The organism is Corynebacterium sp. LK2537, from assembly GCF_040946485.1.
Classification (GTDB): domain Bacteria; phylum Actinomycetota; class Actinomycetes; order Mycobacteriales; family Mycobacteriaceae; genus Corynebacterium.
The window spans coordinates 68,264-92,049 of sequence record NZ_JAYWLQ010000005.1 but is presented as its reverse complement, the minus strand read 5'-3'; the positions used below and the strand labels follow the sequence as shown (position 1 = coordinate 92,049).

The 23,786-nt window shown below is 65.8% G+C and carries 20 protein-coding genes and 1 pseudogene; 13 read left to right on the top strand and 8 right to left on the bottom strand.

Going from position 1 to position 23,786, the window contains the following annotated elements; translation table 11 throughout:
• Positions 1–108 precede the first annotated feature (108 nt).
• The 6 genes from VVS03_RS07965 to VVS03_RS07940 all read left to right on the top strand — a co-directional run bounded on the left by VVS03_RS07965 (position 109) and on the right by VVS03_RS07940 (position 7,811).
• Complete coding sequence (locus VVS03_RS07965; RefSeq protein WP_368534278.1) at positions 109–768, top strand: hypothetical protein; 660 nt, start codon at positions 109–111, stop codon at positions 766–768.
• Positions 769–945: 177 nt separating this feature from the next.
• Positions 946–1,371 carry a hypothetical protein gene (locus VVS03_RS07960; protein WP_368520820.1) on the top strand — a complete coding sequence of 142 codons (426 nt, stop codon included), beginning with the start codon at positions 946–948 and terminating at the stop codon, positions 1,369–1,371.
• A gap of 274 nt (positions 1,372–1,645) precedes the next feature.
• On the top strand, positions 1,646–3,043 hold the full coding sequence (locus VVS03_RS07955; RefSeq protein WP_368534279.1) for an L-serine ammonia-lyase: 1,398 nt from the start codon (positions 1,646–1,648) through the stop codon (positions 3,041–3,043).
• Positions 3,044–3,384: 341 nt separating this feature from the next.
• A complete protein-coding gene (gene groES, locus VVS03_RS07950; RefSeq protein ID WP_070769183.1) occupies positions 3,385–3,678 on the top strand; it encodes a co-chaperone GroES in 294 nt (97 codons plus the stop codon).
• A gap of 18 nt (positions 3,679–3,696) precedes the next feature.
• Positions 3,697–5,313, top strand: a complete 1,617-nt coding sequence (groL, locus tag VVS03_RS07945; RefSeq protein WP_290224835.1) for a chaperonin GroEL — start codon at positions 3,697–3,699, stop codon at positions 5,311–5,313.
• A 134-nt stretch (positions 5,314–5,447) separates the two neighbouring features.
• Complete coding sequence (locus VVS03_RS07940) at positions 5,448–7,811, top strand: ATP-binding cassette domain-containing protein (protein ID WP_368534280.1); 2,364 nt, start codon at positions 5,448–5,450, stop codon at positions 7,809–7,811.
• A 109-nt stretch (positions 7,812–7,920) separates the two neighbouring features.
• On the opposite strand, the gene VVS03_RS07935 is transcribed toward VVS03_RS07940, so the two are convergent.
• Positions 7,921–8,238, bottom strand: coding sequence for a WhiB family transcriptional regulator (locus tag VVS03_RS07935; protein ID WP_368520824.1), 318 nt, complete (start codon positions 8,236–8,238; stop codon positions 7,921–7,923).
• 405 nt (positions 8,239–8,643) lie between these two features.
• Between VVS03_RS07935 and VVS03_RS07930 the strand changes: the two genes are divergently transcribed.
• On the top strand, positions 8,644–9,204 hold the full coding sequence (locus VVS03_RS07930; RefSeq protein WP_368534281.1) for a sigma-70 family RNA polymerase sigma factor: 561 nt from the start codon (positions 8,644–8,646) through the stop codon (positions 9,202–9,204).
• A gap of 62 nt (positions 9,205–9,266) precedes the next feature.
• The gene (locus tag VVS03_RS07925; RefSeq protein WP_368534282.1) at positions 9,267–10,082 is read left to right on the top strand and encodes a hypothetical protein; all 816 of its coding nucleotides are present in this window, start codon (positions 9,267–9,269) and stop codon (positions 10,080–10,082) included.
• Between the two features lie 84 nt (positions 10,083–10,166).
• Here VVS03_RS07925 and VVS03_RS07920 read toward each other — a convergent pair whose 3' ends face one another.
• Positions 10,167–10,538, bottom strand: coding sequence for a DUF5319 domain-containing protein (locus VVS03_RS07920; protein ID WP_368520827.1), 372 nt, complete (start codon positions 10,536–10,538; stop codon positions 10,167–10,169).
• A gap of 133 nt (positions 10,539–10,671) precedes the next feature.
• Between VVS03_RS07920 and guaB the strand changes: the two genes are divergently transcribed.
• Positions 10,672–12,192 (top strand): IMP dehydrogenase, encoded by a 1,521-nt coding sequence (gene guaB, locus VVS03_RS07915; RefSeq protein WP_368520828.1) that lies wholly within the window; start codon positions 10,672–10,674, stop codon positions 12,190–12,192.
• Between the two features lie 77 nt (positions 12,193–12,269).
• Positions 12,270–13,418: a GuaB3 family IMP dehydrogenase-related protein gene (locus tag VVS03_RS07910; RefSeq protein WP_368534283.1), complete on the top strand. Its 1,149-nt coding sequence runs from the start codon at positions 12,270–12,272 to the stop codon at positions 13,416–13,418.
• A gap of 198 nt (positions 13,419–13,616) precedes the next feature.
• On the opposite strand, the gene VVS03_RS07905 is transcribed toward VVS03_RS07910, so the two are convergent.
• A complete protein-coding gene (locus VVS03_RS07905; protein ID WP_368520830.1) occupies positions 13,617–14,987 on the bottom strand; it encodes an amino acid permease in 1,371 nt (456 codons plus the stop codon).
• 172 nt (positions 14,988–15,159) lie between these two features.
• Here VVS03_RS07905 and guaA point away from each other — a divergent pair, with 172 nt between their 5' ends.
• The gene (guaA, locus tag VVS03_RS07900; protein ID WP_368534284.1) at positions 15,160–16,740 is read left to right on the top strand and encodes a glutamine-hydrolyzing GMP synthase; all 1,581 of its coding nucleotides are present in this window, start codon (positions 15,160–15,162) and stop codon (positions 16,738–16,740) included.
• 138 nt (positions 16,741–16,878) lie between these two features.
• Here the strand turns inward: guaA and VVS03_RS07895 are convergent, their stop codons facing one another.
• The 5 genes and pseudogenes from VVS03_RS07895 to VVS03_RS07875 all read right to left on the bottom strand — a co-directional run bounded on the left by VVS03_RS07895 (position 16,879) and on the right by VVS03_RS07875 (position 21,760).
• Complete coding sequence (locus VVS03_RS07895; RefSeq protein ID WP_368534285.1) at positions 16,879–18,183, bottom strand: ABC transporter permease; 1,305 nt, start codon at positions 18,181–18,183, stop codon at positions 16,879–16,881.
• Positions 18,173–18,848 (bottom strand): annotated as a pseudogene (locus tag VVS03_RS07890) (ABC transporter ATP-binding protein). Before VVS03_RS07890 ends, VVS03_RS07895 begins: the two are co-directional and overlap by 11 nt.
• 23 nt (positions 18,849–18,871) lie before the next feature.
• On the bottom strand, positions 18,872–19,138 hold the full coding sequence (locus tag VVS03_RS07885) for a hypothetical protein (RefSeq protein ID WP_368534286.1): 267 nt from the start codon (positions 19,136–19,138) through the stop codon (positions 18,872–18,874).
• Positions 19,120–20,058 (bottom strand): efflux RND transporter periplasmic adaptor subunit, encoded by a 939-nt coding sequence (locus VVS03_RS07880; protein ID WP_368534287.1) that lies wholly within the window; start codon positions 20,056–20,058, stop codon positions 19,120–19,122. The genes VVS03_RS07885 and VVS03_RS07880 overlap by 19 nt, the downstream gene beginning before the upstream one ends.
• A gap of 412 nt (positions 20,059–20,470) precedes the next feature.
• Entirely contained in the window at positions 20,471–21,760 is a 1,290-nt protein-coding gene (locus VVS03_RS07875; protein ID WP_368534288.1) for a PspC domain-containing protein, read from the bottom strand.
• Positions 21,761–21,883: 123 nt separating this feature from the next.
• Between VVS03_RS07875 and VVS03_RS07870 the strand changes: the two genes are divergently transcribed.
• Together VVS03_RS07870 and VVS03_RS07865 are read left to right on the top strand one after the other, a co-directional pair.
• Positions 21,884–23,068 (top strand): PspC domain-containing protein, encoded by a 1,185-nt coding sequence (locus VVS03_RS07870; RefSeq protein WP_368534289.1) that lies wholly within the window; start codon positions 21,884–21,886, stop codon positions 23,066–23,068.
• 2 nt (positions 23,069–23,070) lie between these two features.
• Entirely contained in the window at positions 23,071–23,733 is a 663-nt protein-coding gene (locus VVS03_RS07865; RefSeq protein WP_368521346.1) for a response regulator, read from the top strand.
• The last annotated feature ends 53 nt before the right edge of the window (positions 23,734–23,786 follow it).

Below are 23,786 nucleotides of genomic sequence, written 5' to 3'. Positions count from 1 at the left end.
CTAGTTCGGTCTTCTGCTTGCTCAAATTTTCTTCTCTTAGCAGATGGGCGAAATGGCTAGCAGAAGATACTTTGTTCTGGTGGAGCACTTGTTTTTAGGGAGAGTGGCATGGAATCTGAATCGCTAGACCTTACTGGAAAAGTAGATAGCATTGAGCGAGGGCAAATGACGAAGCACCGTGTTGGTAAATGGGGATTGATCTTCTACCAAGTGTTTCTCTTTTTCTGGACCAACTTCGCCGCGTTTTTTAGTAATTGGTTTCTTGGGGATTGGGGCCGACAGCACTGGATCATCTTTGGTGTTGGCTCGTTGACATTAGCTATCGTAGCTTTCTGTTACTTTGGAGTGTCAATAGATCAGACCTCTGAAAGGGATCAGAATAGGCCCCCCTATTACTTTGTTTTACTTTTAGCTTTAACGTTCTTGTCGGTAATTATTTCCTCGATAACACTGTCTTCGGCACCTTGGGTTTTGGTCAAACTTTTTCTGATGACTGCCACGTATTTATGGGCGGCCGTTGTGGCTTGGGACGCAGCAAACTATATACCTTCGAAGTTGGAAAGAGGGCTGAGTCAACAGGGGAATGTAGATGAGAACTCCAATGGCCAGTTTGCTGAACAGTCTGCTTCTGTCCGGAAGTGCGAGAAAGGAGTTACGGATACAGGCACCAGTGGTCTACGGATTGTTGGTATCTCTGCGTTTCTGTTTCTGGCTGGTCTCGTATTGACCCAGTTACAACGCAAGAAGGGCGATAAACCTGACAAGTAAATGGCGCTAGGAACCGCCGTGCCTGTGTCCCAAAGGATCAGTTCAAACTAGTTGTTTGCAATTGAGTATAAGAGAGTCTGCCGTCGAGATTATTGACCCCTGGTTCACGGAATGTTAACCCAAAGTTTTCCCTGCTCAGAGTGTGGTTTTCTGGTGGGCCGGCTAGTTTTAGGAATTATGACTATTGGATTCCTTGTCAACCCGGACCTGACCCGCCGCAAGATCACCTTCGAGCTGGAGCATGCTAACCAGTTCCTGGGTGGGGCCACTGAAGACCGCGTGGCGGTGGCCTTCCAGGAAGATGGCTCGACCTACGCTGCGCTGTTCAACCCGGATGCCCGCGCTGAGGGCGCGGAGCCGAACCCGGTGGCATCGTTGGCGCGTATTACCGCTGATACTGGCAACTCGGCCTTCCTGCAGGACCCGATTCGGGCGATTTCCGGCTCGGTGATCTTCGTGGGTGCCGAAGGCGACGACATCACTGATGACATCGTCGAAGGGGTGGAAAACTCCATTCGCGCCGTGCTGAACTACCGCGAGGACAACCCGGAGGAATACCAGCTCTGGCGCGCGGCCGTGATCAACACGGACAAGCAGGCCTAAGGCCGCGGGCGCGGTTTTGCTGCGTCGCGCGACCTTCACTCACCGGCTCCTGACAGGGGTCGGTGATAATTTTTGTGCAATTGGCAAAAGTGGCAGGTCAACGGCTCAAAAACTTGAGCTAGATGACAATCTGTTGCGAACGTGCCTAGCGTCGCTTTTGCCGTTAGGATGGGCGGTGAGAGGCGGCGCGCCCGGTCGCGATAATTTCTTCGCACCCCTACCTGGTTGCGGCAGGCGCGCGAGCCACGAGTGGAGCAACCAAAAGGAGTACCTCATGACCCTGACAGTGACTGACATCTTCAGTATCGGTATCGGCCCGTCGTCCTCGCACACGGTCGGCCCCATGCGCGCGGCCAAGGCCTTCGTGGACTCGCTGGTCGAATACCCGGCGCTGGTGCGCTGCGAGCTGCGCGGCTCCCTTTCGGCCACCGGCCTGGGACACGCCACGGACCGCGCGGTCATCCTCGGCATGGTGGGCTGGACTCCGCTGGACGTGCCGCTGGACGCGGAGCCGGTCGCCGGCACTAACATCCCGCGCGAGGGTAGTGTCACCGGCCCGACCGGGACCATGGACTACAGCCTGGTCTTCGACAACGAGCCCTTCCCGGGCCACCCGAACTGTATGTTGTTCTCGGCCTACGACGCCGACGGCAAGTGCATTGCTGAGGGCGTGCCGTACTTCTCCGTTGGCGGCGGCTTCATCCAGACCCGTGCGGAGCTGGAGGCGTCCAAGCTGGCCGCGGAGAACCCGACGCCCATGCCGGAGAACATGCGCGCGCCCTACGAGTTCGACACTGGCGATGAGCTGCTGGAGCTGTGCGAGAAGCACGACCTGGCAATCTGGGAGATCATGCTGGCTAACGAGGCCTTCCTCCACGCCGACGAAGGTGGCGAGGACTTCGTGCTGGCCCACCTGGACCGGGTCTGGGAGGTCATGCAGCAGGCCGTATCCCAGGGCATCGAGACCGACGGCATCCTGCCGGGCGGTCTCCTGGTCCCGCGCCGTGCGCCGAAGCTCTACCAGGACCTGCTGGCTCAGCGCGAGGAGGAGGACTCCGGCCTGGAGGCCATGGACTGGGTGGACCTCTACGCGCTGGCCGTCAACGAGCAGAACGCTGCCGGCGGCCGCGTGATTACTGCCCCGACCAACGGTGCCTGCGGCATCCTGCCGGCCGTGCTGCACTACGCGCGGGACTTCCAGCGCGGCTTCAACAAGCACAGCGTGCACCGCTACCTGCTGACTGCCGGCGCGGTGGCCATCATCATCAAGACGAACGCTTCTATCTCCGGCGCCGAGGTCGGCTGCCAGGGCGAGGTCGGCTCTGCTTCCTCCATGGCGGCCGCCGGCATGGCTGAGCTGCTGGGTGGCACGCCGGCCCAGGTGGAAAACGCCGCCGAGATCGCGCTCGAGCACAACCTCGGCCTGACCTGCGACCCCATCGGCGGTCTGGTGCAGATCCCCTGCATCGAGCGCAACGCCGTCGGCGCCGTCAAAGCCATCAACTCCGCCCGTCTGGCCAAGCGCGGCGAGGGCCCCCACGTTGTCTCCCTGGACAACGCGGTCACGACCATGGCAGAAACCGGCCGGGACATGCTCTCCAAGTACAAGGAGACCTCCCTGGGCGGGCTGGCCAAGACCATGGGCTTCACCGTCGCCCAGGTCTCCTGCTAGTAGCACCCTGACGGTTTAAAGCGCAGGGCTTGCTCTTGGCCCCGCTGGTGGCTTGCACGAGCTGCCGGCGGGGCTTTTTGCGTGTTTTGTTGGGCCGCGGCCGGGGAGGGACCCGGCAGTGTGGCTGGGTGGGGCAGTATGGCTTTGCGGCCCGGTGGTGCAGGGGAGTGGCGGGCGTGTGCGCGGCGGGGGAATGGTGTTGTTGTCGGTTAGCAGTCGCGCGGGTAGAGTGCTAGATAGGTTGTTTGACCCACAGTTGTTCACCCGCGACGACGGCTGTGCTGGCAATGCATGCAACCGGCACATACAACTCATTGATTCATAAACGGAGGAATCACACCATGGCAAACATCAAGCCGCTGGAAGATAAAGTTCTGGTCCAGATCGTCGAAGCGGAAACCACTACCGCTTCCGGCCTGGTAATCCCGGACTCGGCTAAGGAAAAGCCGCAAGAGGCGACCGTCATTGCCGTCGGCCCGGGCCGCACCAATGACAAGGGTGAGGTCGTCCCGGTGGGCGTCAACGAAGGCGACACCGTTATCTTCTCCAAGTTCGGTGGCACCGAGCTGAAATACGACGGCCAGGAGTACCTGCTGCTGTCCGCTCGCGACCTGCTCGCCGTTATCGAAAAGTAAAAGGTGGTGTAGCCACTAATGGCAAAACTCATTGCATTTGATCAGGAGGCCCGCGAGGGCATCCAGCGCGGCGTCGACACCCTGGCCGACGCCGTCAAGGTCACCCTGGGCCCGCGCGGCCGCAACGTGGTTCTGTCCAAGGCCTTCGGCGGCCCGACCGTCACCAACGACGGCGTGACCATCGCCCGCGACATCGACCTGGACGAGCCCTTCGCCAACCTGGGCGCCCAGCTGGTCAAGTCCGTGGCCGTCAAGACCAACGACATCGCCGGCGACGGCACCACGACCGCGACGCTTCTGGCCCAGGCGCTGGTCTTCGAAGGCCTGCGTAACGTGGCCGCCGGCGCTAACCCGGTCGAGCTGAACCGCGGCATTGCCGCGGCTGCCGAGAAGACCGTGGAAGAGCTCAAGAAACGCGCCACCCCGGTTAACTCCGCCTCCGAAATCGCCCAGGTCGCCACGGTTTCTTCCCGCGACCCGGAGATCGGCGAGATGGTCGCCGGCGCGATGGAAAAGGTCGGCAAGGACGGCGTGGTCACCGTGGAGGAATCCCAGACCATGGAGTCCACCGTGGATGTCACCGAAGGTATCTCCTTCGACAAGGGCTACCTCTCCCCGTACTTCGCGACGGAGGAAGAGACCAACCACGCCGTGCTCGACGACGCCCAGATCCTGCTGGTGCGCAACAAGATCTCCTCCCTGCCGGACTTCCTGCCGCTGCTGGAGAAGATCGCCGAGTCCGGCAAGCCGACCCTGATTATGGCCGAGGACATCGAGGGCGAGCCGCTGCAGGCCCTGGTGGTCAACTCCATCCGCAAGGTCCTGAAGGTCGTGGGCGTGAAGGCCCCGTACTTCGGCGACCGCCGCAAGGCCTTCATGGACGACCTGGCCGTCGTCACCGGCGCCACCGTCGTGGACCCGGAGCTGGGCATCAACCTCAACGAGGTGGGCCTCGAGGTTCTGGGCTCCGCACGCCGCGTGACCGTGACCAAGGAAGACACCGTCCTGGTCGACGGCGCCGGCACCGCCGAGGCCGTCGAGGAGCGCCGCGGCCAGATCCGCCGCGAGATCGAGCGCACCGACTCCACCTGGGACAAGGAAAAGCTCGAGGAGCGCCTGGCCAAGCTGTCCGGCGGCGTGGCCGTCATCCGCGTCGGCGCCGCCACCGAGACCGAGGTCAACGAGCGCAAGCTCCGCGTCGAGGACGCCATCAACGCCGCGCGCGCCGCGGTCGAGGAAGGCGTCATCGCCGGCGGCGGCTCCGCCCTGGTCCAGATCGCGCGCGAGCTGGAGACCTTCGCCCAGGACTTCGAGGGCGAGGCCAAGACCGGCGTGCTCTCCGTAGCCAAGGCGCTGTCCCGCCCGGCCTACTGGATCGCCACCAACGCCGGTGAGGACGGCGCCGTGGTCACCAACCGCGTGGCCGAGATGCCCAACGGTGAAGGCTTCAACGCCCACACCCTGGAGTACGGCAACCTCATCGACAACGGCATCATCGACCCGGTCAAGGTCACCCACTCCGCCGTCGTCAACGCCACCTCCGTGGCACGCATGGTGCTGACCACCGACGCTTCCGTCGTGGAAAAGCCCGCCGAGGAAGAAGAGTCCTCCCAGGGCCACCACCACCATCACTAAAACCGCGTGAGCTCACGCGCGCGGGAGACCGGCTCCGCCGAGTAATCGGCGGACCTTCCGCTTGAAAAGAGCCCGAGGGCCCCGCCCGGCTAGCCAGCCGGCGGGGCCCTTCATCGTGCTTTAAGCTATGTCTCGTGCCACAACAAGAATTCATCCGCGTCACCGGCGCGCGGGATAACAACCTGCGCGATATCAGCGTCGATATCCCGAAGCGCCAGCTGACCGTCTTCGTCGGGCTGTCGGGCTCCGGCAAATCCAGCCTGGTCTTCGACACCATCGCGGCCGAGTCCCAGCGGCTGGTCAATGAGACCTACCCCGGCTTCGTCCAAGGCTTTATGCCGCAGACCGCCCGCCCCGATGTCGACCGCCTCGAGGGCCTGACCGCCGCCATCGTGGTAGGCCAGGAGCCGCTGGCGGCCAACGCGCGCTCCACCTTCGGCACGGCCACGGATATCACCGGTATGCTGCGCGTGCTGTTCTCCCGCATCGCGGAGCCGAACGCCGGCGGCCCGGCCGCCTATTCCTTCAACGTGCCCTCCGTGAGCGCGCAGGGCGCCATCCAGGTCGAGAAGGCCGGCGCGAAGAAGGAAGTCACCCATTTCCAGCGCACCGGCGGCATGTGCCCGGACTGCAGCGGCACCGGCCGGGTCACCGACATTGATCTCACGGCGCTAGTGGATGAGACGCTCAGCCTCGACGACGGCGCCATCATCGTCCCGCGCCTCAAGGTCGGCTCCTGGACCTGGCAGAGCTACGCCCAGTCCGGGCTGTACCCCACGGACGTGCCCGTCGCCGAGTTCACCGACGGACAAAAGCACGCGCTGTACTACCTCGACGACGTCAAGGTGAAGGTCAACGGCATCAACATCTCCTACCAGGGCCTGGTACCGAGGCTGGAGGGCTCGACGCTGTCCAAAGACCCGCAGCAGCTGCCCAAACAGATGCGGGAGTTCGTCGAGCGCGCCGCCCGCTTCGTCGACTGCCCGGCCTGCGAGGGAACCCGCCTGGCCGAGCACGCCCGCCGGTCCTATATCGCGGGTGTTTCCCTCGCGGAGGTCTCCCAATGGGAGCTGACCGAGGTCTACTCCTGGCTGGAGAGCCTGGAAGATGCCCGCGTGGCCCCACTGGTGGACAACCTGCGCCAGGCGGTCAACAGCGCCGTGGAGATCGGCCTGGGCTACCTCAGCCTAGACCGGCCGGCGGGCACCCTCTCGGGCGGGGAAGCGCAGCGCACCCGCATGGTCCGGCACTTGGGCTCGGCGCTGACGGATATCACCTACGTCTTCGACGAGCCGACCGCGGGCCTGCACCCGCAGGACATCGAGCGCCTCAACCGCCTGCTGCTGCGCCTGCGGGACAAGGGCAATACCGTCCTCGTGGTCGAGCACAAGCGCGCGACCATCGACATCGCCGACTACGTGGTGGAGCTCGGCCCCGGCGCCGGGCAGAGCGGCGGCGAGGTCGTCTTCACCGGCACCGTCGAGCAACTCGCAAAGGCGGACACGGCTACCGCGCGGGCGCTGGGCCTGCAGACCGGCCTCAAGGAGGAGGTCCGCACGCCCACCGGGGCCATCGAGGTGCGCGGCGCGAGCGAAAACAACCTGCGCGACCTCGACGTCGACATCCCCACCGGGGTGCTCACCGCCATTACCGGCGTGGCCGGCTCGGGCAAGTCCTCGCTGCTGGCCTGCCTGCCGCAGCAGCTTATAGAGGACGGCCGCGTCCTCATGGTCGACCAAGCCACCATCACCGGGTCGAGGCGCTCGAACCCGGCGACTTACACGGGCGCGCTCGAGCCCATCCGCAAGGCCTTCGCCAAGGCGAACGAGGTTAAGCCCGCGCTGTTTTCGGCCAACTCCGCCGGCGCCTGCCCGAACTGCAACGGCGCCGGGGTGGTCTACGTGGAGCTGGGCGTGATGACCGGGGTCGACGTGCCCTGCGAGGTCTGCGAGGGTAAGCGCTTTTCCGCGGAGGTGCTGGCGTATACCTTCGGCGGCTTAAACATCGCCGAGGTCCTTGACATGCCCGCCGCGGAGGCCGCCGAGTTCTTCGCCGCCAAGGAATCCCGGGTGCCGGCCGCGGCGAAAATCTGCGAGATCCTGCGTACCGTCGGCCTGGGCTATATCCACCTAGGCCAGCCGCTCAACACCCTGTCGGGCGGGGAGCGCCAGCGGCTGAAGCTGGCCGTGCATATGGCCGATAAGAAGGCGACGGCCGACGTGCTCATCCTGGACGAGCCGACCACCGGCCTGCACCTGCTGGACACGCAGGTGCTGCTGGAGCTTTTGGACGAACTCGTCGACAGCGGGCACACCGTTGTCTGCGTCGAGCACCACCCGGCGGTTATCGCCCACGCCGATCACGTCATCGATTTGGGTCCCGGGGCCGGCTCGGCCGGCGGCCGCGTCGTGGCCAGCACGAGCCTGCGCGGGCTCACCGAAGTCGCGGACTCGGTCACCGGCAGCTACCTGGCCCGTTACCTGGCCCACGAGGTCTAGGCAGCCACAAAAAGGCGCCACCGGGCGCAGGGCAGCAGGCTGCACTATGGGGCAGCGCGGTGGCCTGTGCGCCAGTGGCGGTAGGGGTCAAGCCCTAACGGGAAACCGCCTAGACGGAAACCGGGGCGACCTTGGTGACCTGGGCGCGCTTATTACGGGCGCGCAGGGCGTGGGAGCGCTCGGACTCGGACATGCCGCCCCAGACGCCGTAGGGCTCAGCGGACTGGAGGGCGTGCTCGCGGCACAGCTCGATGACCGGGCACGCGTTGCAGATGGCCTTCGCGCGGTTTTCACGCTGCGCGCGGGCACGGCCGCGTTCCCCGTCCGGGTGGTAGAAAACATCCGAGTTCTTCCCGCGGCATGCTCCATGCAGTTGCCATTCCCAAAAATCTGCGTTGGGTCCGGGAAGCAGATGCGGCTGTGACACGACGAAATCTCCTCAATTGGTTAATTCGGGACTTGAAGTATTCCGATTTGGCAGTGTGGTCCGGATTGGTAAACGTTTGGTTGCCAGCTGGTTGCCAGCTGGTTTTCTGGTTATGTAAATCTTGGTAATTAGTTGCCTGGCCTGGCCATATGCGCAAAGGTTAAAGTTTGGTGAACTTTGTCTACCACGGCGTGGGCTACTACCTTCGGGGTAGAAAGAGCCAGGTGGCAGACTCCGTGCCGTAACTAAAAGTAAAATCACGATGATGAATTAGACGCTGATCATCGGTATAGTTCTGAGACGGCTAATTTCCGAACCGATCCGGTGCCCGCTCCCACGCCCTAAAACGGGTGCCCGGGCCACCGTGCTGCTGTGAAACCGTAACTGAGAAAGTAGAGCCCAACCGTGAGTGATTCCGAGACCGAGCTAGCGGCCCTCGTGCCGTCGGCGGTATCGGGTGATCGCCGAGCTCTGCAAGAGATCATCCGCCTAATCCACCCCCAGGTGGTGCGGTACTGCCGCGCCCGGATCGGCGGCCACCGCCACCCGACGGCCGACGACGTGGCGCAAGAGGTCTGCCTCGCCGTGGCGACCTCCCTGCCCAAGTACGAGGACAAGGGGCGGCCGTTCATGGCCTACGTCTACGGCATCGCTTTTAACAAGGTGGCGGACGCGCACCGCAACTTGGGGCGCGACCACTCGGTGCCCACCGAGGACCTGCCGGAACAGACGGCCTCCGGCCACAGCCCGGAGGAATACGCGCTGGTTACAGATGGAAGTAACAGAGTTCGCGAGTTACTCGATACATTAAGTGAAAAGGCTCGCAACATTGTGATTTTAAGGGTGTTCGTGGGCCTTTCCGCGGAGGAAACAGCCGCAGCCGTAGGTTCTACTCCGGGCGCGGTCCGGGTAGCTCAGCACCGAGCCCTCGGGCAGTTGCGCAAGCGGCTGGCTGAATCTCAATAACAACTAAAAACCAGATTTTTTTAAAATATCCTGCACGGCAGGATCGGAAAGGAGGGATGATCATGTCAAAGCGACGTCGGCCCGATGACACTAATGACTTGGCCGATCAGCTGCAGCCCTTAGTTGATGACGATCACTTCCTGACCGATCTATCCGCAGGAAAAGACCCCAGTGACGGCAGCGACGAGCTAGCAGCGTTATTCATGGACCTGCGTAACGAGGTCCACCAGCCGCTGCCGCCGGTGCCGGTGGTGGCTCCCCTCGAAGGCGCTGAGTCGGCCGAGGGCACGGGGAACGCCGCGGGGGCCTCCGTGGCCTCGCTGGCGGATCGCCGTAAGGCCAAGCGCCCGCGCCCGTTCGTCCACGGCCTCATTGGTGCGGCCGCGGCTACCCTGGTTATCGCCGGGGCCGGCGCGGTGGTCTACAACACCCAGGGTTTTGGTGCCCAGCACGATCCGCAGTCGGTCGAGCTGGCCGGCAAGCTGGATGAGATCGAGTCACGCGCCGCCAGCGGCGACTGGGAGGGCGCGCAGTCCCTGCTGGCCGAGGCCCGCAAGATGCTCAACCTCGCAGAAGAGAAGGAAGCCGACGCCGAGGTCAAGCAGGACAAGGCCCGCTCGTCGCGGGTGGCCCGCCCGCGCCCGACGGAGACGGTGACCGAGACCCTGCCGCCCGAGCAGGACGCGGAGGCCAACAAGCCGGCTCCTGCCCCGGAGCCGACCACGGTGACGGAGAAGGCCACCCAGACCGTGACGGTTACGGTGACCGAGACCGGGTTGCCCAACCCGCTGCCCGCACCGGTAGAACCCACGGAGGAGCCGAGCGCTTCCCCGGAGGAAAACGACGGTGAACTCGCTCCGCCGCAGGTGCAGCAGTAGCAGCTAGGTCCTTTTAGAAAACGTCTTTTAACTAAACCGCTCTTGGCGGGGTGGGGTGGAGCCCACCTTTCGCCGGGGGCGGTTTTAGCGTGCGTCGAGGCCGTCCAGGTAGCCCAGGGCGTAGTCCCAGGGCACGTAGCGGTTCGGGTCCGGCTCAGCGCCCGGCTCGTGCACCGGGGCGAGCTCGTTGTTCAGGGTGGCCCGCATGTTGGCGGCCATGATGTCCCACTCGTAGAAGTGGTTTTCTTGGCAGTCCTCGCAGTAGAAGAAGATTCCGTCCACTCCGCGGGGCCCGAGCGCGCGGGCGAATTCCTGGACCAAGGCGAGGTCGTGGATCACGGCGGCGCGCTCCTCTTGGCTCAGCGGCTGTGCCTGCTCGTCTTCTTCCAGGAAGGAGGCGGGATCATTGGGGTCGTCGGCAAATGGGTCGCGGGGCATATTGGCGAAAAAGTTCACAGTTTAGAAGCCTATTTACTCAACCAGACTTAGGCAATTCTCCCCCGGACTCACGATGTGGCGCTAAAAGGCACTACAGTTAGGGTGCATACCACCAAAATTCGGCTTCGTGTTAAGGAGATGGGCACTCAAGATGACTGACAACCGCGTGCAAACTGGGGGAAACGACCCGGATAAGATCCTGCTCAATGGGCTGACCTTTGATGATGTGCTTCTGCTGCCGGCCGAATCCAATATCGTGCCTTCGGAGGTAGACACCTCGGCGCAGTTTACCCGCAACATCCGGCTGGGCATCCCGCTGTCCTCGGCGGCCATGGACACGGTCACGGAAGCGCGCATGGCTATCGCGATGGCCCGCCAGGGCGGCATCGGCGTGCTGCACCGCAACCTGTCGACCCAGGAGCAGGCCGAGCAGGTGGAAACGGTCAAGCGTTCCGAGTCCGGCATGGTTACCGACCCGGTGGTGGCCTCGCCGGACATGACCATCGAGGAAGTCGACGCCCTGTGCGCGCGGTTCCGCATCTCCGGCCTGCCGGTGGTCGATGACAAGGGTGTCCTGCTGGGCATCTGCACCAACCGCGACATGCGCTTCGAGCCGGACTTCCAGCGCAAGGTCTCGGACATCATGACCTCCATGCCGCTGGTGGTGGCCAAGGAGGGCGTGTCCAAGAGCGAGGCCCTGAAGCTGCTGTCGAACAACAAGGTCGAGAAGCTGCCCATCGTGGACGACAACAACGTGCTGGTCGGCCTCATCACCGTCAAGGACTTCGTGAAGTCCGAGCAGTACCCGAACGCCTCCAAGGATTCCTCCGGCCGCCTGCTGGTCGCCGCCGGCATCGGCACCGGCGAGGAGTCCTACGAGCGCGCCGGCGCCTTGGTGGACGCCGGCGTCGACGTGCTGGTCGTCGACTCCGCCCACGCCCACAACAACCGCGTGCTGGAGATGGTCTCCCGCGTGAAGAAGGACTTCGGCCACCGCGTCGACGTCGTGGGCGGCAACCTGGCCACCCGCGAGGCCGCCCAGGCCATGATCGACGCCGGCGCCGACGCCATCAAGGTCGGCATCGGCCCGGGCTCCATCTGCACCACCCGCGTGGTCGCCGGCGTGGGTGCGCCGCAGATCACCGCCATCATGGAGGCCGCCGCCGTAGCCGGCCCCGCCGGCGTTCCGATCATCGGTGACGGCGGCATGCAGTACTCCGGCGACGTCGCCAAGGCCCTGGCCGCCGGCGCCGACACCGTGATGCTGGGCTCCATGTTCGCCGGCACCAAGGAAGCCCCAGGCGACATCGTCGTCGTGGGCGGCAAGCAGTACAAGCGCTACCGCGGCATGGGCTCCATGGGAGCCATGCAGGGCCGCGGCCTGAGCGGCGAGAAGCGCTCCTACTCCAAGGACCGCTACTTCCAGGCCGACGTCAAGAGCGAGGACAAGCTGGTGCCGGAAGGCGTGGAAGGCAAGGTTCCTTACCGCGGCGAGATCGACGCGATCACCCACCAGATCATCGGCGGCCTGCGCGCGGCCATGGGCTACACCGGCTCGGCCTCCATCGCGGATCTCAAGACCAAGCGCTTCGTCCGCATCACCGCGGCCGGCCTGCGCGAGTCCCACCCGCACGATCTGCAGCAGACCGCCGAGGCCCCGAACTACCGCTAAGCAGCGCGTAGAAGACCCGTTAAACGACACGTAGCACTACCCGCAACGTCGCAACACTCACAGACAAGGAGCAGCACATGCGCGACTACGTAGAAATCGGACTGGGGCGGCAGGCGCAGCGCACCTACGACCTGGACGATATTTCCCTGGTGCCCACCCGGCGCACGCGGTCCTCGAAGGACGTGGACACCACCTGGCACATCGACGCCTACACCTTCGACATCCCGTTCGTCTCCCACCCGACCGACGCCCTGGCCACGCCGGAATTCGTCATCGAGATGGGCAAGCAGGGCGGCCTGGGCGTTATCAACGCCGAGGGCCTATGGGGCCGGCACGTGGACCTGGAGGCCGCGCTCGAGCAGGTCTATTCCCAGCCGGGGGATAACTCCGTGCTGCAGGAGCTGCACGCCGCGGACCTGGACACCGACCTGCTGACCGAGCGCATCCGCCAGGTGCGGGAGGCCGGCGTGACCGTGGCGGTGCGCGTGTCCCCGCAAAACGCCCGCGAGCTGGCCCCGGTGGTCATCGCGGCCGGCGCGGAGCTGCTGTTCATCCAGGGCACCCTGATCTCCGCCGAGCACGTCAGCACCGGCGGCGAGCCGCTGAACCTGAAGGAATTCATCGGTTCCCTGGACGTGCCGGTCATCGCCGGCGGCGTGGCGGACTACACCACGGCCCTGCACCTGATGCGCACCGGCGCGGCCGGCGTCATCGTGGGCGGCGGCGTGAACACCAACCCGGAGGCCGTCGGCATCGACGTGCCCCTGGCCACCGCCGTGGCGGATGCCGCGGCCGCGCGCCGGGACTACCTGGACGAGACCGGCGGGCGCTACGTGCACCTGTTGGCCGACGGCGACTTCGTCAACTCCGCCGAGATCACCAAGGCCGTGGCCTGCGGCGCCGACGGCGTCGTCCTGGGCCCGCTTCTGGCCTCGGCCCGCGAGGCCGGCGGCAAGGGCTGGTACTGGCCGGCCGCGGCCGGCCACCCGCGCTTCCCGCGCGGCTTCGTGGACTACGCCGCCGCCGTCCCGGGCGACCTGGACGTCGACTTCCTGGACGGCGAGGTCGAGCACAACGCCCCGAGCCTCGAGGTGGTCCTGCACGGCCCGTCGAACGAGCCCTTCGGCCAGTTCAACCTGGTCGGCGGCCTCAAACGCGCCATGGCCAAGTGCGGCTACACGGACCTGAAGTCCTTCCAGAAGGTCAACCTCGCCATCCGCGGCTAAGCCGGGAAGGCACGCGGCACAAAGTACGACCCCGGAAAGCTAGAGCGCCCGAAACCCGGGAGGCACTGGTCGAGAAAGTAAAGGAGGGCATCGCCAAGCACGGCGATGCCCTCCTTCGCGTCTTTGCGCGCGGACTCCCGGGCCTGCGTGCAGACTCCCGGTCCAGTCGCGTCGGACCGTTTAAGCGCGGCGGCGGTCCTAGCTGCCGGCGACGATGTCCCAGGCGGAGACGGCCATGATGACAAGGCCCACGACGAAGACGAAGATGGTGTCCGGCCGGGTGGCGTAGTGCTTGAAGGCGGTGGCCTTGCGGAAGAGCAGCATGGGCACGATGTAGACCAAGAAGGCGACGAAGATGCCGCCGACGACGGAGATGAAGTCCAGGATGGACGGGTTGTAGACCGCCACGGCGACCGACCCGATAAAGACCATCACGTAGATGACGTAGGTGAGCTTTTTGCCCGTGAGCTTGTCCGCGGTGCGCGGGGCGAGCACGCGGAAGATGTACTTGGTGCCCTCCTCGGTGCCCAGCATGTGGCCGGAGAAGGACGAGGCGATGGCGCAGATGGCCACCACGGGGGCGAGGAAAGCCATGAACGGGGTGTGGGTAACGTTGGCGAAGTAGGACAGGATCGGGATGTTGGCCTCGCCCGCGGCGTCCATGCCTTCCGCGCCCATGGCCATGGAACAGGACCAGACGAAAAACATCGTGAAGGTCACCAGCAGGCAGGCGGTGATAAGTTCCACCCGGGAGACCTGGCGCTCGGTGCTGGCGACGTCATCGCCGTGGCCCTGCTGGGCATCAAGCGCGAACTGGGACAGCGCCGCCATGTGGCTAAAGGAGAAGACCAGCACCGGCAGGATAAGCAGCAGGGACTTCCACAGGGGCGTGTCCGACTGGTAGCTGTAGAAGCTGGCCAGGTCCCACTGCGGGATGAGGTAGATGGAGACCACCGCCAGGGCGATAATCAGCGGGTAGACCAGCGCGTTGCCCAGCCAGAGCACGGCCTTCTTGCCGGCGGCGAAGGCGAGGGTGAGCACGCCGATACAGACGCTGGCCAGCACCCAGCGGTTGATTTCCGGGCCGCCGAGCTGGTTGACGATGAAGCTGTCGACGGTGTTTGTGATACTGATGCCGTAGATCAGCACGGTGGGGTAGATGGCCAGCCAGTACAGCAGCGCCGTGGCTAGCCCGCGCTTGCGCCCGGTCAGCGCCGTGATGACCTGCAAAACGTCCAGGCCCTTGATGGGGGAGGCGGCGACGATGCGCGCGTAGGTGCGGTGGGAGAAAAACACCACGGGCCCGATGAAGGCGGTGGCGATAAGCAGCGGCCAGAAGCCGAAGCTGCCGGCGTTAATCGGCAAAAAGAGGATGCCCGCGCCGACCGCGGTGCCGAACAGGGTGATAGCCCACGTCAGATCGGAGCCGGCGGAGGAGTCTTCGCCCTCCACCGGGTCTTGGATGTCCTCTTCGTGGATGTGCTCTAAGTCGAATTCTTCGCGCGACTGCGCAATATGCTCCGGGCTATGTTGCTCAGGCAGCTCGTCGCCGTGGATGGGAGTGCTCATTACCTCTCCTCCTCGTCTGGTGTGAAATATGACACTCTAGCATAGACGAGTGATAAACCGCGAGGCATGAGTTCGGGGGAATTGCTTGATTCTGCAACCGGGCGCGAGGCGGGGAGGTTGCGGGGGATGGCCAGGCTATAGCGTCGGGCCGTCTATGCGTTAAACTGGCGGGGTGACTAAGCCTTCCACTACCCCTCGTCCAGTCCTCGTGGTGGATTTCGGGGCTCAGTACGCGCAGCTTATCGCCCGTCGCGTGCGCGAGGCCCAGATTTACTCCGAGGTAGTTCCCAACTCCGCCACCGTGGAGGAGATCAAGGCCAAGAACCCGGCCGCGCTGATCCTTTCCGGTGGTCCTTCCTCCGTCTACGCCGACGGCGCCCCGGCCCTGAAGCCGGAGCTGCTGGAGCTCGGCGTGCCGGTCTTCGGCATCTGCTACGGCTTCCAGGCCATGAACCACGCTTTGGGCGGCACCGTCTCCTCCACCGGGGAGCGCGAGTACGGCCGCACCGACCTGCACGTGGATGACCAGTCCGGCGTGCTGCACGCCGGTCTGGAAGCAACCCACAAGGTCTGGATGTCCCACGGCGACGCGGTCTCGGCCGCCCCGGCAGGCTTCACCGTGACCGCCTCCTCCGCGGGCGCCCCGGTGGCCGCCATGGAGTGCGTGGACAAGAAGATGGCCGGCGTCCAGTACCACCCGGAGGTGCTGCACTCGCCGCACGGCCAGGAAGTGCTGACCCGCTTTCTGACCGAGATCGCCGGCCTGGAGCAGAACTGGACCGCCGATAACATCGCCGAGCAGCTCATCGACGACGTCCGCGCTCAGGTCGGCGAGACCGGCCGGGCCATCTGCGGCCTGTCCGGCGGCGTGGACTCCGCCGTGGCCGCCGCCCTCGTGCAGCGCGCCATCGGCGACCGCCTGACCTGCGTCTTCGTGGACCACGGCCTGCTGCGCGCCGGGGAACGCGAACAGGTGGAAAAGGACTTCGTGGCCTCCACGGGCGCCAAGCTGGTCACCGTGGACGAGCGCGCCTCCTTCCTGGAGAAGCTGGCCGGCAAGACCGACCCGGAAGACAAGCGCAAGGCCATCGGCGCGGAATTCATCCGCTCCTTCGAGCGCGCCGTCGCCGGCGTGCTGGATGACGCCCCGGAAGGCTCCACCGTGGACTACCTGGTGCAGGGCACCCTGTACCCGGACGTCGTGGAATCCGGCGGCGGCGACGGCACCGCGAACATCAAATCCCACCACAACGTCGGCGGCCTGCCGGACGACGTGGAATTCGAGTTGGTCGAGCCGCTGCGCCTGTTGTTCAAGGACGAGGTCCGCGCCGTGGGCCGCGAGCTGGGCCTGCCGGAAGAGATTGTCAACCGCCAGCCCTTCCCGGGCCCGGGCCTGGGCATCCGCATCATCGGCGAGGTCACCGAGGATCGCCTGGAGACCCTGCGCCAGGCGGACCTCATCGCCCGCACCGAGCTGACCAACGCCGGCCTGGACGCTGAGATCTGGCAGTGCCCGGTGGTCCTGCTGGCGGACGTGCGCTCCGTCGGCGTCCAAGGCGATGGCCGTACCTACGGCCACCCGATCGTGCTGCGCCCGGTCTCCTCCGAGGACGCCATGACCGCGGACTGGACCCGCATCCCTTACGACGTGTTGGAGAAGATCTCCACCAAGATCACCAACGAGGTCAAGGAAGTCAACCGCGTCGTGCTCGACGTGACCTCCAAGCCGCCGGGAACCATCGAGTGGGAATAAGCCGGAAAGCTTAACCGGCTTCAGCTGAAGGCACGCGCCTTTCAGCATAAAAACCTGCCGCCGCTACCTCAGGAACGTGTCCTGGTAGCGGCGGCGGGTTTGTGTATTTTCGCGGTTTTAGCAGTCCGGCGGGGCCAGCTACTCGTACCGCAGGGCCTCAATGGGGTCGAGTTTAGCGGCCTTGCCGGCGGGGTAGTAGCCGAAGAACAGGCCGATGGCGAGGGCGAAGAGCAGGGAGATGACCACGGCGGACAGTGGCGGGAAGGCGAGGAGCCCCATCGCGGCGGAACCGGCCATGCCGGCTAGGGCGCCGAGGATGATGCCGATGACGCCGCCGACCAGGCAGACGATGATGGCCTCGGTGACGAACTGCCAGCGGATATCCCGGCGGGTTGCCCCCAGGGCCTTGCGCACGCCGATCTCCCGGGTGCGCTCGGTGACGGTGATCAGCATGATGTTCATGACCCCGATGCCGCCGACCAGCAGCGAGATGCCGCCGATGGCGGCCAGGCCAATGCTCAGCGAGGTAATGACCTGGTTGAAGCTGGCCATGTCCTGGCTAAAGTCCGTGACCTTGGCGTGGTAGGCGTCGTTGTCCGCGTACATCTCGTCTAAGGCCGAGCGCAGGCGGTCGGCCGCGGCCTGCTTGTCGACCGAGTTGGCCACCTGGACCGTCAGGTGGTTGAAAGCCTCGCCGGCGCCGGGCTGCTTCGAGTAATTCGCCGCCAGCGGGTAGGGGACCGTCAGGCTGAGATCCTCGGCGTTGACGCTAAGCAGGCTGGCGGATTCCTCCCGGGCCTTTACACCGACGACCATCAGATCTACCGCGTTGCCTTCCTCCGGGGTAAATTCCACGAATTGGCCGAGCGCGTTGTGCGGGTCCGCGCCGAAGAGTTTTTCCGACAGGTCCGCGTTGAGCACGGCCACCGGGCGGGCGCCGTCGATGTCGGCGTCCTCGATGTCCCGGCCGGCCGCCAGCGGGTCGCCGTTAATCAGCGCCGTGTCCGGGTTGATGCCGCGGGTGGTCGCGGAGAACTCCTGGGGCACGAGCTGGTTGTCCATGGAGACCTTGCCGAAAGTGGCGGAGTTTTCTCCCACGCCGATCCCGGTGACCATGTCGCCCATGTGCTCCCGCAGCTGCTCGAGCTGATCGGGGCTAATCAGCGAGGCGCTATCGATGCTCTCGCCGGAGCCGTACATGGCCGCCGGGTCCTCGGCGTCCTCCTCCTCCTCGGCGGGGCGGGAGGTGACATCGACGTTGAGGTTGTTGATGCCCGCGTCGTCCAGGTTTTGCTGGAACTGGTTTTTCAGCGAGGCGCTCAGCGTCATGATGGCGATGACCGCGGCGATGCCGATGATGACCCCCAGCAGCGTCAAAAACGAGCGCATCTTGTTGGTGCGCAGGCTGGTTAGCGCCAGGAAGACGGATTCCTTAATGCTCACGGGGCTCCTCCTGCAAAATGCCGTCGCGCATGGTGACGGTGCGTTCGGTCTCTTCGGCCAGTTCCGGGTTGTGGGTGATGAACACGATGGTCTTGCCGTGCTCGCGGTGCAGCGTGTGGAAAAGGTCCATCATGCGGCGGCCGGTGTGCGAGTCCAGCGCGCCGGTCGGCTCGTCGGCGAGCAGGATATCGGGGTCGTTGGCCAGCGCGCGGGCGATGGCCACGCGCTGCTTCTGCCCGCCGGACAGCTCGTTGGGCAGGTGGTGGGCGCGGATCGGCCATGCCGACGAGCTCGAGTAGCTCTGCGGCCCGCTGCGCGCGCTGCTTGGCGGGCACGCCGGCGTAGACCAGGGGCATTTCCACGTTCTTGGCGGCGCTGATGCGGCCGACCAGGTTGAAGTTCTGGAAGACGAAGCCGATGGCCTGGCTGCGGTAGTACGCCAGCTGGTCGTCGGTGCTATCGAGCACGTCGATGCCGTCGAGCAGGTAGGTGCCCGCGCTCGGCCGGTCCAGCAGCCCGATGATGTTCATCAGGATCGACTTGCCGGAACCGGAGGCGCCGACCACGGCGGTGAATTCCCCGCGGGGGACCTGGAAGTCGCAGCCCGGCAGGACGGTCAGTTCCCCTTCGGTGCCGACGTTGAAGCTTTTGACGATGCCGCGCATGTCGATGAGGGCGTGGTTCTCGGTCACTGTTGGCTGCCTTCGAATCCGGCGATGGTGACGTTCTGATCGACCAGATCCTCGTGGTCGCGGGTCTGGGTGAGCACGATCTCGCCGGGCTTGACCTCCGTGCCCTTGAGCTCCGCGGCGAAGGCACTGGTAATGCCCACGGTCACGGGGCGCTTGACCACGCGGTAGCCGTCCTCGTCTGGGTTGTCGCCGGCGGGCTCGGCCACGAGGACGAAGGCGCGCTGCCCCTCGCTGAGAATCGCGGTCAGCGGCACGGTGGGCACGTGTTTTTCCTCCGCGGAGACGATCTTGGTCTTTGCCGTGGAGCCGATGTGCAGGCCCTCGGTGTCGCGGTGACCTCGATGGTGACTGGGAAGGTCGCCTTGGTGGCCCCGCCCTGTCCGGCCAGCGCGGCGCTATCCCCGCCGGCGCCGGCGCCAGCGGCGGCCTTGGGCTGCTGGGCGACCGGAGAGATGCCGGTGACCTTGCCGGCAAATTCCTTGCCCGGGGCGCTCGGGGAGGTAAACGTCACCCGGTTGCCCGGGCGCAGGTTGGGCATGTCGACCTCGTTGACGGTGGTGCGGATTTCCAGCGTGGAGTCGTCCGCCACGGTGGCCACCGGCCCTTCCGCGGGGCTGCCTTCCCGGGCGTTCAGGGCGGTCACCACTCCCTCGAAGGGGGCGGACAGCGTGCCGGCGTTGATGGAGTTTTCCAGCCCGGCGTTGGCCAGGTTGGCCGACTCCTGCGCGGCAGAGACGTCCTCCTGGGCGCGGGCCAGGGCGCGTTCCTGGGCGGCGATCTGGGTCTGGATGTCGCCGGCTGCGGCGGCGGCGCCCTCCTCGCCCTCGCCGGTCGCCCCGGTCGCGGCGGATTCGGTCTCCCCGTTGGCGGCGGCGGTGTAGAGGCGATCCAGCTCGGCCTGGGCGTCGGCCACCTGGTTCTGGGCGGAGCGCAGCTCGGTGCGCTGGGTGGCGCGCTGGCCGGCCAGCTCCTGCTCCTCCGGGGTGGTGTCAATGACGGCCAGGGGCTGATGGGCCTGGACGCGGTCGCCCACGCGCACGCTGGAGACCGGGCCGGTCAGGCGCGTGGACAGTACGGCCTCTTCGCGGGCGGCCACGGTGCCGTTGGCGCTGACCGCGTTGGTGACGTCCCCGCGGGTGACCTCGGTGACGTCGTCGGCCTGCAGGACGCTCCCGCTGGCCACGCTGGCGTACCAGGATCAGGCAAGCGCGCCGAGGATGAGGACAACCACGGCGATAATGGCGCCGATGATCAGCGGCTTCTTGGTTTTCCTCTTAGCGGTAGCGGGCTCGATGGCCATAACAGCTAGTACTCCTTTTGAGTAAAGGCCTTGGGGCAAAGGCAGGATTTAAGGCTCTGGCACCGCGGGGTGGCAGACGGGCAAGTTTTTGGCAGCTCCTAACTATGGACGCGAAAACCCTCACCTTAATCCTCCCTGAGAATGATTTCCCGGAAAAATACATAGCCGGGTGAAAATCACGTCGGGGAGGATGGGCGAGGGAGAGGGGCGTGAGGAATTGGGGAGCGGGAGCCGGACCGAGGGAAAGCCCGAGCCTAGGCGGAGGTTTTAAGAGCGGAGGGGTTAACCTGCGCGCCTAGGAATTGGCAGCGGCGGTGGGGTAGTCGATGGTGACGTTGCCAACGCCGGCGTCAACGTGGACGGCGAACTTGGCGTCGGGGTTGTCCTGCTCGCGGCAGTTGGTGGTACCCACGCCGTCGTCACAGGTCAGGCTGTAGGAGACCCCCTTCGGCAGGACGATGTCGAGGTTGCCAACCCCGGCGTCGATGGTGACCTCGGTGCGGTGGTTGAGCTGGTCCCAGTCGCGGATTTGGCTGAAGTCCACCTTGCCGTAGCCGACGGAGAAGTCGTAGGTCTGCGGCAGGCCGTTGACCGAGGTGGGAGTGTATTCGCGGTCGTCGAAGACGAAGCCGTCGGTGACCGTCAGCCCGTCGGTGGGGTTGTCGACGTGGCGGACCACCCCGAAGCCCACGGTGGCGGCGATGACGAGGGCGGCGGCCAGGGCCACGCCGAAGAAACTCAAGGCGATGACCAGGAGGGTCTTGAAGAGGGATCGCTTCTTCTTCGGCTGCTCGGCCGGGCGCGGGTCCGGCAAGTGCCAGGTGTCCGGGGCGGCGCCCAGCGGGTCCCAGGCCGGCGGGGTGTTCCGGCCCGGTGGGAAGGGGTAGCCGTCCACCGGGGTGAACATCGACATGTCCACCTCCGGGTCCGCGGCCGGCTGCGCCTGCTGCGCGTCGGTCTGGGCGAGCTGCCCGGCCGCCAAAAGTCCCGCCGGCGGGGTCGGGCGGTGGCGGTACAGGAAGAACCAGATGAGGCCGGTGAACAGGGCAATGCCTAGGGCCGAGGAGCTAAAGGAGGGGAAGAAGGAGTCTTCCATGATGGTTACCGACCAGGCCCCGGAGGTCATCAGGAAGCCGATGAGCAAGGCGATGGCAAGCCCCGACTCGGAAGTCTCCCCGTCCCGGCGGCCGAAGAGATCCTCGACCGGGGAAGAGGCCTTGGAATAGCGGGGCATCAGCGCCCAGGCTAAGAAGTAGGCCGCCAGCCCGCCGCCGAAGGCGAGGGTGGTGGCGACGAAGGCCACGCGGGGCAGGACCGGGTCGATGCCGAAGCGGGCGCCGATGCCCTCGCACACGCCGGCTATCTTGGCGTTGCCGCCCTGCTCGGCGGGGATGCGCGGCGGGCGGGTGGCCCACATGGCGCGCAGGGTCTCGCCCAGCCCGTCGGTGGAATCGGAGTGGGTGGGGGCGGAATAGGGGCTGGCGGGGGCATCGTTAGCGGAGGCGGCAGCGTGGGGATCCGAATGAGATTCGGAGTGGGGTTCGGAGCGGGGCGTGGAGTGGAAAGGCTCGTATGGGGAAGTCATGCTTTAAGTATGGTCTGCGTGCCTGCCCCGCACATCGGGGAGCGCCCTGATCTTTGCCCGGATTAGACCTCTCAGGGTGATCCCGGATGTGGTCTGCGCGGGAGCGTGGCACGATATTGATCTATGAGTACTCCCCCGTCCGAGCCCGCCGCGTATTCCCAGCGGCGCGCGGCACCCTACCCGGCCATGGTGCGCCCGCAGCAGGGCAAGATGGTCGCCGGCGTGGCCAGCGGTGTGGCCGAAAACCTAGGCGTGGACATCCTCTGGGTGCGCCTGGCGCTGGCCGGGCTGGCGCTGGTCTCCGGGGTGGGGCTGATTTTGTACGCGGGCCTGTGGATCTGCACCCCGGCCCGGGAGGGCGCCCAGGCCCCGGCCTCGCAGTGGGAGATCCCGCGCTGGGGCTGGGGGCTGGTGGTGGCCCTCGCGCTGGCGGCCGGGGTCGCAATCGCGACGGTGGTGCTGGGCGTGCCGCCGCAGGTGCTGATGCCGCTGGCTTTCGTCGCGGTGGGCGCCTTGCTGGCCTGGCAGGCCTACGATCGCGCGACGAATACGCTGCTCGGCATGGGCAGCCTCGCAGCCGGCTTTGCCCTGGTGCTGGCCGGCACGGTGGTCATGGCGGTGTTCTGGGACCGCGAGCACGGGTTCAGCTCGGCGCTGGTGGCCTCCCTGCTGACCATGCTGGGGCTGGGCGTGCTGGTCATCCCGCTGGTGCTGAAGCTGTGGCGCTCGCTGGCGGAGGAAAAGGCGGCGAAGGCGGCGGCGGACGAGCGGACGGCTATCGCCTCCAAGCTGCACGACTCGGTGCTGCAGACCCTGGCGCTTATCCAGAAACGCGCCGACGATGGCCCGGAGGTCGCGCGGCTGGCCCGCTCCCAGGAGCGCCAGCTGCGGGCCTGGCTTTTCGATGCCGACTCCGCCACCCCGGAGACCATCTTCGGCGCGGTGGAAGCCGCCTGCGCCGAGGTCGAGGACCTATTCAACGTGCGGATTAGTCCGGTGACCGTGGGGCAGGACGCGCCCCTGAGCGACAACACCAAGCTGGCGGTCGAGGCGGCCCGCGAGGCGCTAGTCAACGCCGGCAAGCACGCGCAGGTGGACACGGTCGACGTCTTCTGCGAGGTGCTGGCAGGCGAGCTGACCCTGTTCGTGCGCGACCGCGGCGTGGGCTTTGACCCGACTGCGGTGGCGGCCGACCGCCACGGGATCCGGGACTCCATCCGGCAGCGCATGGAACGCGCGGGCGGTGCGGCACGGCTGGATAGCCAGCCCGGGGCCGGCACGGAAGTGGAGCTCACGGTAGCGTTATAGGCATGGTTACTGTCTTCTTGGTCGATGATCACTCCGTCTTCCGCGCCGGGGTGCGCGCGGAGCTGGCCGACAAGGTAGACATCGTGGGGGACGCCGGGACGGTCGCCGAGGCCATCCGTGGCATCAACGAGACCCGGCCGGACGTGGTCCTGCTGGACGTGCACATGCCGGACGGCGGCGGGCTGGCCGTCATCCAGGGCATTGAGCCGGGCCCGAAGTTCTTGGCGCTGAGTGTGTCCGATGCCGCGGAAGACGTCATCGCTCTCATCCGCGCCGGGGCGCGCGGATACGTGACTAAGAATATCGACGGCGCGGAGCTGGCGCGGGCGGTCGAGCAGGTCTACGGCGGGGACGCGTATTTCTCCCCGCGGCTGGCCGGCTTCGTGCTGGACGCCTTCGCCGCCGGCGAGCCGGCGCCGGAACCGGAGGGCGAGCCCAAGCCCCTGCCCGCCCAGGGCGAGGATCCGATAGTCGACGCCCTGACCCCGCGCGAGCTGGAGGTACTGCGCCTGCTGGCGCGCGGCTATACCTACCGCGAGATCGGGCAGAAGCTGTTCATCTCCATCAAGACGGTGGAAACGCACGCCTCCAATATCTTGCGCAAGACCCAGCAGTCCAACCGCTATCAGCTCACCCGCTGGGCGGCCAGCCGCGACCTGGACTGATTAATCCCAGGTGAGGCGCACACCCCTTGCGTCAGTCGAACGGACGTTTGCAT